This is a genomic window from Caballeronia arationis, assembly GCF_001544975.2.
GTDB lineage: Bacteria > Pseudomonadota > Gammaproteobacteria > Burkholderiales > Burkholderiaceae > Caballeronia > Caballeronia arationis.
Map to the genome: position 1 here is coordinate 63112 of NZ_FCOG02000034.1, position 10955 is coordinate 74066.

At 56.8% G+C, this 10955-nt stretch carries 11 protein-coding genes; 5 read left to right on the forward strand and 6 right to left on the reverse strand.

The genetic code is table 11. The annotated features are described in order from the left end of the window. Positions 1–20: 20 nt before the first annotated feature. From AWB81_RS21075 to AWB81_RS21085, 3 genes are read right to left on the reverse strand one after another with little or no spacing between them, the layout of a single operon-like run. Positions 21–1343: a hypothetical protein gene (locus AWB81_RS21075; RefSeq protein WP_062638498.1), complete on the reverse strand. Its 1323-nt coding sequence runs from the start codon at positions 1341–1343 to the stop codon at positions 21–23. A gap of 10 nt (positions 1344–1353) precedes the next feature. Beyond that, positions 1354–2094, reverse strand: a complete 741-nt coding sequence (locus AWB81_RS48780) for a GIY-YIG nuclease family protein (protein WP_062638499.1) — start codon at positions 2092–2094, stop codon at positions 1354–1356. Continuing rightward, a complete protein-coding gene (locus AWB81_RS21085; protein WP_144444160.1) occupies positions 2081–3073 on the reverse strand; it encodes a hypothetical protein in 993 nt (330 codons plus the stop codon). The genes AWB81_RS48780 and AWB81_RS21085 overlap by 14 nt, the downstream gene beginning before the upstream one ends. Before the next feature lie 25 nt (positions 3074–3098). Here AWB81_RS21085 and AWB81_RS21090 point away from each other — a divergent pair, with 25 nt between their 5' ends. From AWB81_RS21090 to AWB81_RS21105, 4 genes are all read left to right on the forward strand, one after another. After that, complete coding sequence (locus AWB81_RS21090; RefSeq protein WP_062638501.1) at positions 3099–3824, forward strand: hypothetical protein; 726 nt, start codon at positions 3099–3101, stop codon at positions 3822–3824. Between the two features lie 54 nt (positions 3825–3878). Then, positions 3879–5396, forward strand: a complete 1518-nt coding sequence (locus AWB81_RS21095; protein ID WP_062638502.1) for a hypothetical protein — start codon at positions 3879–3881, stop codon at positions 5394–5396. Positions 5397–5464: 68 nt separating this feature from the next. After that, complete coding sequence (locus AWB81_RS21100) at positions 5465–5821, forward strand: hypothetical protein (RefSeq protein ID WP_062638503.1); 357 nt, start codon at positions 5465–5467, stop codon at positions 5819–5821. After that, positions 5821–6267 carry a macro domain-containing protein gene (locus AWB81_RS21105; RefSeq protein WP_062638504.1) on the forward strand — a complete coding sequence of 149 codons (447 nt, stop codon included), beginning with the start codon at positions 5821–5823 and terminating at the stop codon, positions 6265–6267. The genes AWB81_RS21100 and AWB81_RS21105 overlap by 1 nt, the downstream gene beginning before the upstream one ends. Before the next feature lie 84 nt (positions 6268–6351). Here AWB81_RS21105 and AWB81_RS21110 read toward each other — a convergent pair whose 3' ends face one another. The 3 genes from AWB81_RS21110 to AWB81_RS45785 form a co-directional block, all read right to left on the reverse strand. After that, positions 6352–7722 carry a DnaB-like helicase C-terminal domain-containing protein gene (locus AWB81_RS21110; protein WP_062638505.1) on the reverse strand — a complete coding sequence of 457 codons (1371 nt, stop codon included), beginning with the start codon at positions 7720–7722 and terminating at the stop codon, positions 6352–6354. A 283-nt stretch (positions 7723–8005) separates the two neighbouring features. Further along, the gene (locus AWB81_RS21115; RefSeq protein ID WP_062638506.1) at positions 8006–8914 is read right to left on the reverse strand and encodes a DUF72 domain-containing protein; all 909 of its coding nucleotides are present in this window, start codon (positions 8912–8914) and stop codon (positions 8006–8008) included. 178 nt (positions 8915–9092) lie between these two features. After that, positions 9093–9266: a hypothetical protein gene (locus AWB81_RS45785; protein ID WP_159938921.1), complete on the reverse strand. Its 174-nt coding sequence runs from the start codon at positions 9264–9266 to the stop codon at positions 9093–9095. A gap of 41 nt (positions 9267–9307) precedes the next feature. Between AWB81_RS45785 and AWB81_RS21120 the strand changes: the two genes are divergently transcribed. Beyond that, positions 9308–9718: an H-NS histone family protein gene (locus AWB81_RS21120; protein WP_374730501.1), complete on the forward strand. Its 411-nt coding sequence runs from the start codon at positions 9308–9310 to the stop codon at positions 9716–9718. Positions 9719–10955 lie beyond the last annotated feature (1237 nt).

The following is a 10955-nucleotide window of genomic DNA, read 5'->3' on the forward strand; positions in this document are numbered from 1 at the left end:
TTTCCTTTCGAGGAGAGAGGTTAGATAAGGGCGGTCTTGTAGTTCATGCGAGCCACCTGCAGCGCGGACCCGTGCATCTTTTTCATAAATAAAAGCAAGAAGATGTTTCCGTACTCGGCGATGGCAGCAGAGAGAGCGGTCGGACTGAGCGCGAGCTTCTCGCCCACGCATACAGCGCAGTAATCCGTCTTTTCCAGCTTGCAAAACATGGAGCTACGCAAGAGGATTTTCTTGCCCATGTACTGGCCGGCAGCCTCCAGGTCCGGGATCTTTTCGTGACCGTCTTGCGTCACCACGGAGAATCCCGGCAGCTTGTGGACGGAGTCGTTGTCGACATGGATCTCCAGACCGAGGCGCGCTCCGCAGTCTTCTTGCGTCACCGTCATGTTCGACGACGCTCGCAGCAGCCACTTCACGGCCTCACCGCCGAGCATGGTTTCCGCACCACGGTTGAACGAGCCCGCGCGAAGCGAGTTGTTCATCGCTGGGAACTTGTTGATGTCCCAACCTTCGGAGAGGGAGTTCTGGATGAGATCGACTTCGACGCCATCGCCCAGGCCCGACTCCGCGCCGTGCATCAGGAACAGCTTCGAGCGCACGACGTCGTAGGACTTCTTGGTGATGAGGAAGTTGGCACCTTCATCGTCCTTCAGATACTCCTTGTCGAATTCGATGAGCTTCTTCATGATGCCCGCGATCACTGCCGGATCATTCAAGCGATCCTTGTTCTCTTCAAGCAGCTTCTTACGCAGCGCGAGAAGGCCGGGTGGCGCTTGCATCGTCTTGCGCGTCACGGCAGGTACGCACAACTGAGTGAAGCCCGCGAGGTAAAACATGGCGTCGCAGAACTTCAGGTACTCGCTAACGTAAATCGGCGCTACCTGTGCCTCCGCCTCCGGCACGGGATCGCCGGACTTAGGCTCGTCTGCCAGCCGCTTGATCACGTAGGCTTCCAACTTGCCAGCATCGACGCGACCGGTCACAAACGGCACCTTTTTGCCGAATGGCCAGATGATCGCGGTGAAGTTGAAGAGCACGTTGCCGTAGGTGGTCTTCACGTCCTCGTAGGCGTTCGGAGTCTCGCCAACCTTCAGCTCGATGTGATCCTTGATCTTGAGGGGCGGCTCTTTCGGGTCCGCGTCCTCGATCAGCGTCAATGCATTGCCTTTCTCCGGATCCACGAAGAAATGTCCAGACGGTGTTTGGACTATGCGATAAGGATAGGCATCATTCTTCCATGCCTCCATCCCTTCGCGGATCAGACTGAACGCAGAGATCACCCACGCGCGCCGTCGATACTCGTCGGCCTGCATGGCCTTGAGGAAGAACTCTCTTTTTGTCATATTGACCTCACTATTCGTAGAACCAGTCCGAATGAGCCGGGTCGGCGGACCTTGCGCGCCGGTCGACGGTGTCTCGCGACAAGCTCAAAGCTTGCGACGCCGCGCGCAGGCTTTCATACCTAGTGCCCTTCACGTTCACCGGTCGGCTAGTCTTACGACCCAAGTTCCTCATGCGCTCGATATGCTCTTCGGAGTAAGTCCGGTCGAGGTTAGCTCTGGAGATCTTCTGCTTATGATCGTCAGTCAGGCTTTTCCCAGTTCGCGCCCGACGCAGCTTCTCAATGTGTTCCGGCGTCTTCTTATATCCCTTGAGGGCCTCGCTAATGTTGGCCTTGTGTTCCGCCGATTTCGCGACGCCGAGACCACGACCAACGGCTGACGCCCTCATTCGCGCAAGCGACCTTTCTGAGAGGACCAAGCCCTTCATTGGATTCCGAGCGTTCGAACCCGCGTTGAATACACGACCAGCGACGAAGTACCGATTCAAGAATTCTTGTTCGCGGTCGTACGCATCTTCTCGCGTGTCTGTTAGCACCGACTTTATTCTGATTGCTGGACTTTCTCGATAGGCTTCCTGGAGTGCCGCACAATGGTGCGCACCTCTTCGAAGGTTCCACTCATGTTGCCGGATCCGAGTGTGTAGATCACCCGAGCTACCGACATACATGAGTCCGCTCGGCTCATGGATGATGATGTAGACGCCACAATACGAAGTCCTGGGTGGGACGTCGGCGAAGTCACTGAGGTCCATGCTTGATCCCCGTCGTTTCCTTGATCTCGCACTTGAGCAGCAAGTCACCGATCGCAATGTCGGCCTTGGTCAGGATGTCGAGGTCGTTGATGAAGTCCTCAATGTGCGCCTTGATGACGCTGCGCGGGCTCTCGAAGCCGTCGGTCGAGATGATCGCCATCGACACGAGGTTGGCTGCGATGTTCTGCACCGGCATGCCTTCGAACGCCCGGCCCACGAGGTTGGCGTAGATCATGAACGGGTGGCCGAAGTCGATGCCGCTTGCGATGTAGTGGTCCAGGATCAGGTCAAGGCCACCTATGTGATTCTTGAAGCGACGGTACGCATCGAGGTACTTCTGACGAGCCGCTGCGTGATCTTCGGGTTCCTCCAGCTCAACCCGATCGCTCGTGATCTCGATGATTTTCCGAATCGTGCGTTGACTCACGGCGTGGATGTCCACCAACAGCTCTTCAGCCGTGTGACTGGTGGTCACCGAGAGGACTTCAGCGAGCAGCTCCTCCGGATGCAAGTCCATCGCGCAGTGCTGAAGGATGATGTGCGGATCCTGATACGACTCGATCGCATGAAGTCCGGAGAGCAGCGTCGTGAGATGACTCACCCGTGCCTCGTCATTCGGCTCGACACCCATTGCCTTGAGCAGCGTGACGAGAATGTCTCGGGTAGTGTCGTAGATCCGCTGGACGGTCTGACCTTGATCGGTCGTGTCGTCCGTCATCAGGATCTCGACGAAATCGTCCGAGTAGTCCGGCAGTTCCAGCGCATCCAGAGCAGCGTGCGCTTCTTCAATTGTTTGGGTGAATTCGGGCGAGGCTGCCCCCGCCAGATAGTCCCGCAAGATGTCAATCATAAATGGCGAGTCCCGAAATAGAAAAATACCGACGGTATTAATGCTGTAGCGAAAACCATCGACGCCAACCCGATCTGATCGAGCCAGGGAAATGGAACGGTCAAATAATGGATCGCAGAAACAGTACAACTAACTTTCTCAGGACGTTTCACTTATGACCAAGAAGAGTCAAGCGCGCATTCAGCGCGACATCGCAGAAGGCAAGCGTAAGCCTGCCGCTCGTTCGGTAAACATGTCGGTGAACCAGCCGATCAAGCCGACGCAGAAGGCCGATGGCTCGTTCTCGATGTCGGCAGCAGATCGGATCCTCGCCGAGTGCCGTGCGGGCGCGGACATCCCGAAGCACGAGCAGAACACCTGCTGGGACGATCTGACCGGCGTCTACCAGCAAATGTCGGGCATGCTCCTTCGCCACACCGAGATTTCCCTGGTGCTGAACGACAACGAGCTGATGTCCTTCATCGAGGACAAGGACACGTTCAAGACCAACGTCAAGCTGTTTGCAAGCGATCTGCGCAAACTGAGCGACGAGCTGCAGCAGCTGCGCGCGCTGCACGCTGGCAAGGTCGGTGGCAGCGAAGACCCGGACGAAGTCCTGCACTCGATCCATATCTTCGAGCAGTACAACCTGTGGATGCAGAAGCACGACGGCGTCCTCATGCCGACGGTCTACCACATCCTCGAAGCGACGAACCAGGCTGAGCTTGCTCGCGGTCGCGCTCACTCGGCAAACGGTCAACTGAACGGCGATGCGCCGGAGCTCGCTGTCGATCCCGCTGTGCTCGACGTGAACCAGATCACCGATGTGACCTTCAACGACGAGAACGTCGGTCAGGTCGTCGGCGTGCCGGCCACGGCCGACGAAGTCGCTCCCCAGTAATCGAAAGAAGAGAGGTTAGTTGTGAGTGTTCACAAAGAACATCAACATCCTGGAATGATTCTCCAGGACGTCGCTCCGGCAGACGCCGTGCTCGGCATGGACACGATCGAAACGGAGTACCAGGAACCGGCCGTGTCGACGCCGGAAGAAAAGCAGGAAGACGTCGAGATCGCCGGCATCGGTCACCTGCCGCAATCGGAAACCACTCAACAGGACGCTGAGGTGTTCTTCCCGCTCGACGGGGAGTGGGACACCAACGGCACGTTCCTCATCGGCCAGGCCGACACGCAAGATCGTGCGTCGCGTGCGATTGCCGCGATGCCGAACCTGGATCTGACCGATACGGAAAGCGGTCGTGAATGGGTCGACTACATGCGCGAAAGCATGATCAGCGCACCCAACAAGGATCAATGGCGTGCCGCGGTCGATCGCGACGGCAGCGAATGGCGTCAGGGTGTTAAGTCCGAGCGCGGCAATCTCGCCATGGGTGCGATGTCGTTCAAGAACGTGTCGGGCGAGCTGCTCACAGGCGAAAAGGCCGTCCTGCAAGTTCGGGCGCTGCTCGGCCTGGGTAGCACCATCCAGGTTCCGCTCTGGCACTCGGGCTTTCACATCACCATCAAGGCCCCGTCGGAGATCGCACTGCTCGAACTCAACCGTCGCCTCATGGACGAGAAGATCGTCATGGGTCGCACCACCAACGGTCTTGCGTTTGCGAACACGGCTTCTTATTTGAACGGCGGGCTGCTGGACTTCGCAATGGAACACGTGTACGACACGTCGCTCCAGGAGAAGGACATGGCTCGCATCAAGGCCATGATCGAGACGCCTGACCTGCCGCTGCTGTTCTGGGGCCTCGCTTGTGCGATCTGGCCGCGCGGTTTCCAGTACGCTCGTCCGTACCTCGATCCGATCACGAACGAGGAAAAGATGCTGCGCGAGAAGCTCGCGGTTGGCAAGCTCCTCTTCGTGGACACCAAGGCACTCACGCCGTGGCAGATCTCGCACATGGCGCATCGTGGCAGCGGTACGATGACGGCCGATGCAGTGAAGCGTTACAAGACGGAGTTCACGGTCGGCCAGCCGCGTCGCGTTCAGTTGTCGGAACACATCGCCGTCACGCTCAAGGTGCCGTCGGCTAACGACTACGTGATCTCCGGTTACAAGTGGATCGGCGAAATCACGCGCGTGGTCGACGAAGCGTTCCAGTTGCCGCCGGAAGATCAGCGCCGCACGAACTTCATCGTGCAGCACGGCAAGGCGACGAACATGCGTCAGTACATCCACTGGGTCGCCGAGATTCATCCGGGTGCCGCGACCATTACTGATCGTGAGACCATCGAGAAGATCATCGACGATCTGTCCAGCAACGACGAGGTGCGCCGCAAGTACTTCGACGAGGTGAAGAAGTTCATCGATGATTCGACGATGGCCGTGATCGCTACGCCGACGGCGAACACGAAGGAAGAGAAGCAGTTGCCGCGCTTCCCGCATCTGTTGCCGATGAATGTCGAGCAGACTTTTTTTACCCTGCTCGAACAGAAAATCAGCCAGATCTCCCTCCGCAACTAAGACCGTTGCATGTCGCGCAGCCAGACTTTGGCGAGCAAGTCGAGGACGAGAATCCCCTGAGGGCCGCAATGGAGCGCGGACCCACGGTGCTCAACTCCTCGGACGTGCAGCTGGCGCTGCGCGACTGCTACGAAACCACCTACCGCATTTACGACCATTCGCGGTCCGGGCACAATGACGCGCTCGCACTGGTCGCGATGCGTGAGGCGGAAGATAGTTCGTCGGGTGGTCTTCTGTACGAGCAGATTCGGCGATTCGAAGAGCGGCAAGTGTACAAGCACTTCGGTCTGAACCTGGTCCAGTTCCTCGAGCTGCCGTCAGACATCGTGCGGTTCGTTTTGGAGATGTCGCTCAAGCGTCAGCAGAGCAATGCGAAGACGCAGGAAGACGTGGTTGATGAAATTCAGCGCATGGCGGAGGGGTGATGATCGAGCAGGTGGCTGTGCAAGACATCTTCGCTTCTGCCTGTCAGGCGCTGGTTGTGCCGGTCAACGTAGTCGGTACAATGGGCAAGGGTTTAGCGAAAGCCTTCGCTCATCGGTATCCAGGTCTTGAAGCAGCGTATCGCGATGCGTGCCGCCGGCGGGTGTTTTCAACGCGCGGTCTGTTTGTATGGAAAGCGGAGAACGGGAAACTGATCGTCTGCTTTCCGACCAAGCGTCACTGGGCCCACCCATCTCGGCTTCACTGGATCGACGAAGGTCTGAAACGACTGGCGCGCGATTTCGAGAGGTATCAGATCCGGTCTATCGCCATGCCGATGATCGGATGCGGGGAGGGCAAGTTGCGATGGGATGACGTCTATCCCTTGGTGATGGAATGGCTCGACCCTTTGGAGCTGCGTGTACGGATTTGTTTGTCGCCACGCTGAAACCCAAAAAAAAAGAAGGAAGGTCATAACGGGAGGGCGCGAGCCCTCCCTCTATGCCGTCTTCCTTATAATTACTTCAGTATGTTACTCGTCGGCCTTGTCTAGCGTGGTTGGTGGAATGCCTGCAAAGTTTGAGAAGATGCCGCACTCTTGATCGTACGACAGCCGAACCGCACCGATCGGACCGTATTGATTTTTGGCGACGATTAGTTCTGCGACCCCTATATCAGGAGTGTCGGGGTTGTAGTACTCGTCGCGGTAAACGAAGGCCAGCAGGTCGGACTCATCTCCTAGTTCGTGCCAATTGCCAAGATCTGACCGGATGGGCCGTTTGTTTGGGCGAGCTTCCAACAACCGTGTGACCGGGGCAGTGACGATAATGGCGCAATTGAGTTCCCTGGCAAGGCTCTTAAGGGAACGCGCTACTGCGTCCTCATGTGCAACGTTACCCGGGTCGACTTTTATATACGTGATGGAGTCTACTAGGACTAAGCCGAGTGCGCCGAATTGCTTCTTTGCCGCTAAACAACTGTCCCGCAAGGAAGCTAAGTTTAGCTCAGTGGTGTCATCTAACAGCATGTGACACTCCTGTAATTTCTGTATGGCATGTACGGCGCGGCTCCAATCTTCGTCGAGAAGTCGTCCGCGCAAGAACCGAGAGTAAGAGATTTGGCCCGTGATCGTGAGAAGCCTATGACCTACTTCCTTCTTCCCTATTTTCGTCGAGAAAATAAGTACGGGCATACCCATCTCGGCTGCTACATAGCCTGCTATTCCGAGTGACAAGTTCGTCTTGCCCATACCGGGCCGGGACGCGATGGTGATAAGTTGCCCCGCGTGGAGGCCGTCAATTGTTCTGTCCACGTCAACAAGGCCCGTCGAGATGCCACCAATATCAGCGTTAGAATGATATTGTCGATCGAGTCCTTCTACCATATCCTCCAAGGTTTCTTGGAGGGTGCTCAGCTCGCCGAGTTGGCAACGTCGCTCTTTCCGCTCTCTCATCTCGTCCACGACCGCACGGATGCCTTGTGCGACGTCGCGCCAAGCAATATCTTCGTTTTGCGATTCGGAGATCGACACTGCATCTTTCGGAAGACCTTGGATACCCATTAAGGGCTCTTCGGCTAGGTCTGCGGGTCGCACAAAGATGGGGATTACACGGGCGGTATCATCTTCGTGCCTGCGCAGAGCAGTATCCAGTTCCTTTTCGTAGCAGTATCCAGAGGCTATGAAGCTAGGGCTGATTAAAGGAAGAATGATGTCCGCGCTCTCGATGTTGCGGTCAATCTCGGCCTTCCAGTTAGTGCCGGGGGTTATCCTACGGTCTGACCAGCTCGATATTTTTCCGCGCCGCTTGAGAGACGCGAGTTGTTCTTCGAGACTTTCCTTGTAGCGCTCGTCTTTGTGCGAATAGCTGATAAAGACGGAGATTTGATTCGGGCTATCGGTCATGGCGTCGACATGTTGGTTCGTATGGGCGTACTTTACCCCTTATCCGCTTGGGGCAACGGGCTCAAGTCACATCAAGAACGATAGCAAGCGACCAGCTCATCGCTTCTGAACGACGGCTTAGATCGATACCCCGAGGCGCAGCCCCATTGCGGCGAGCGAGGTTGACGACAGTTGATCGGAGAAATCCGTTGCTTGATCGAAGCGGCCGCTCAAATGACACAGGCAACGCAATGCCGAAAGGCGATAACGGGCCCGTTTCTTTCGTTGCCCGCCGCCGGCTGCATCATGGGCGCAGTGCGCCCCTCCCGAGCATGCCCATCAGCGTCTTCGCGTTTCGCTGACCCTGGTCTTCCCAGTTATTGTTGAACACCACGTGTGTGCTTTCAACCGCCTTCGAGATGTTGATGATCTGACTCGACAATCCCGCCAGCTCTTCCTCGTTATAGTCGTAGTTGAATCGTGATGACGCCGCCGACGCGTCCTTGATATTCCACGTTTCGTGGTTGCGGCCGTGCAGTCGAATCAGAGCCAGCTTCGGGTTCGTGACTTCCCACACCGCCGGGATCGAATTGGCAGAAGTATTCGGCTCGTCGACTACGACATTCACAAGGCCGCGCTCGCGCTCCAGCGCAAGGGTCGATGCGGTCGCTTTCTCCGAAAACCAAGAGCGATGCCGAAATTCGACGGCGAGCGTGAAGCCTTCCATCACGTCCGCGCAGTGCTCGACGTGCGCGCGGCCGTCTTCGTTATTCACGAGCCAAGGGGCAAATTGGAAGTGCACCGCGCCAAGCTTTCCGGCCTGGCGCAGCGGTTCAATCGCCTCCACGTATCGGCGCCACAGCTCGCGAAGGATTTCGCCGGGTGTGTCCTTGTAGTACAGGTTCTTTTTGTCGCTGGGCGGGAGCGCGGCCTGGATGTCTTTCGGCAGCTTCGCGCGATCTGTCTGGTGTCCCGTGAACAGCCTAAACGCTTTGATATTGAAAACGAAATGGTCGGGCGTACGCTGAGTCCAAAGGACCGAGTTGGACCCGTTCGGCATCGCGTAGTAGCTGGAATCGACTTCGACCAGAGGAAATTGCGACGCATAGAATCGCAGGCGGGCTTCGGCACTCGTGCAGCCAGGCGGATAGAACCGCTTGCTGGCAATTAGAGTAGGGTCTGTCCAACTGGCAGTGCCGACTCGGATGTTCATGGCGATGTGGGATCGGGAGGAATGTCTGACATACTAGCAACACCTTCGACAAGCGATCTTCTACGCGCTCGAGGCTGCGGGTCCGTATTTGCCTTTCGCCAAGCTGAGAAGCAAAAAAAAAGAAGTATCCGACATATCGGGAGGGCGCCAGCCCTCCCTTTATGCCGTCTTCCTTTCATTACTTCAGCGACGTCATTGCGCGCTGCGCCTGCAGGTTGTGTCCAGCGTGATCCGCGATGACGAGTGAGAGACCGCTGAGGATGAAGAACACGGTGATCAGGAAGCCGCGCTTCGCAGCGCCGTTGTTTGCTTTCTTGCCCGAGTGGTAATTGTTGTTTGCAAAGTTGATCATGATTCGCTCCGAAGTAGATTGGTTTTGCTATCGATCTCTCGATGGCTTCGGGCGAGTCATATGTGTCTGAATTTGTTTTGAATCCCGATCTGGCAAGTTGCTACAATCCCGCGTTCTTCTGGAGAAACAGCATGGCAATGCAACCGAGTGCGCGGCTCGACAAACTGCGCGAACAATTGGCGAAGGTGCAGGGGCGGATCGCTAAGGAAGAAGGGGTGCGACGGACAGCCGCGCTTGAGGAAATCAGTTCGCTGATGGCTCAGTACGGACTGACGGTCGCGGACATCGGGGTGAAAGGAAAACGAGGGCCGGCGAAGAAGACGAAGGCTGGGGCAAAGAAGCCAGTCGCTGTGAAGTATCAGGATCCGAAGACAGGTGCGACGTGGAGTGGGCGCGGTCGTGAGCCGCTCTGGATCAAGGGCAAGAGGCGCGAGCGTTTCCTTATCGCATGACGTTCAGTCATCGTCACTTCGCCGGAGCATAACGCGATGGACCTGACACGCCTCCGCCATTTCCTGGCTGACAAACATACAGCGTCCTTCCTATACGTACCGAGTCTCCGTGGACGCCTCCGGCACTGTTTGGGTAGGCGCAATTCAAGTCCGGGTTTATACAGTACCAAGGCGAGTCTTCCCCCGGCGAACCAGGTCCCGGCATACAGCGACGAGATGCGCACAAATTGCTTTCGGCGGTCACGTTGGGATAATTTGGCGGCATTCCGTCTGAGCACACTTGCCCGTTCTTCAGGTTCTGACTTTTAGCCTCGCCCGAGACGCCACCCAAGAGCAACACACCGAACCAGATTAGGGACGCTGACGACTTACAAATCTGGTTCCGATGCATGGCCATTCCCCGAAAGACGGAAAAATTTTTGTGCGCAAATGAAGTTAAGGCTAACTATGTCCTTCCCGCCAGAGATTTCCGGATCACAAGGGTTGACCCCTAGCGAACAGGATGAAGGTCGATCTGACATAAATGAATCAGCCCTTTTCGGACGATCGCGCCAGATTTTCCCACCGCCGCTGCAACAGGTCGATCACATTTTGCTCGCAGGCTCGCCGGGCTGTTGCCATCTCGAAATACTCCTCGATCGCTGTTTCGACCTGGGCCGGATCGTCCCCGACGATCTGATTCCATGGGCCGACGCTGCCGGTGAGATAAAAACCATCTGCGCGGTCTCCTTAGGGTTCTCCCGCGTTGGTCGCTCTAATGCGGAATTGGATATGAGCAGAGATAGACTCGCCCCGAGGGGGCGAGTCTATCCGCTGGAGTGGCTAAATTAACGCTCATCTCCTTGTATGTGCACCATTCCGACGGGCAATTATCACCCTGGCATTCTCGATTAATGTCAGTTCGGGAGGCGGGCACGGCAGGATATCCCGACTTCCGATTGTCCCAGCAGTTTGCAATCGTGCCTTCGCGACAAAGGTCCGTGCCTTTAACCTGATATGCTGGAGTCGACCCCGACCAAGCAGTTGAAGCCCAATCGCGCCCTGCCCAATTCGCCTCGGTATACGTATAAACCCAATCCAACTTCCTTTCCGACGGGGCCGTTGTTTCGGGGACTTGTGCTGCAACGGGTGCGGGCGCAGGAGCTTGTGCAGTAGTGGGTGCGGACGCAGGAGCTTGTGCGGTAGTGGGTGCGGACGCAGGAGCTTGTGCAGTAGTGGGAGCGGACGCAGGAGCTTG

Bases quoted from the DNA above. Each gene is read 5' to 3' on its own strand.
- AWB81_RS45785 (WP_159938921.1), bottom strand. From the start codon at position 9,266: ATGATCAACTTTGCAAACAACAATTACCACTCGGGCAAGAAAGCAAAC.
- AWB81_RS21100 (WP_062638503.1), top strand. From the start codon at position 5,465: ATGGAGCGCGGACCCACGGTGCTCAACTCCTCGGACGTGCAGCTGGCG.
- AWB81_RS21110 (WP_062638505.1), bottom strand. From the start codon at position 7,722: ATGACCGATAGCCCGAATCAAATCTCCGTCTTTATCAGCTATTCGCAC.
- AWB81_RS21105 (WP_062638504.1), top strand. From the start codon at position 5,821: ATGATCGAGCAGGTGGCTGTGCAAGACATCTTCGCTTCTGCCTGTCAG.
- AWB81_RS21090 (WP_062638501.1), top strand. From the start codon at position 3,099: ATGACCAAGAAGAGTCAAGCGCGCATTCAGCGCGACATCGCAGAAGGC.
- AWB81_RS48780 (WP_062638499.1), bottom strand. From the start codon at position 2,094: ATGGACCTCAGTGACTTCGCCGACGTCCCACCCAGGACTTCGTATTGT.
- AWB81_RS21115 (WP_062638506.1), bottom strand. From the start codon at position 8,914: ATGAACATCCGAGTCGGCACTGCCAGTTGGACAGACCCTACTCTAATT.
- AWB81_RS21075 (WP_062638498.1), bottom strand. From the start codon at position 1,343: ATGACAAAAAGAGAGTTCTTCCTCAAGGCCATGCAGGCCGACGAGTAT.
- AWB81_RS21095 (WP_062638502.1), top strand. From the start codon at position 3,879: ATGATTCTCCAGGACGTCGCTCCGGCAGACGCCGTGCTCGGCATGGAC.
- AWB81_RS21120 (WP_374730501.1), top strand. From the start codon at position 9,308: ATGGCTTCGGGCGAGTCATATGTGTCTGAATTTGTTTTGAATCCCGAT.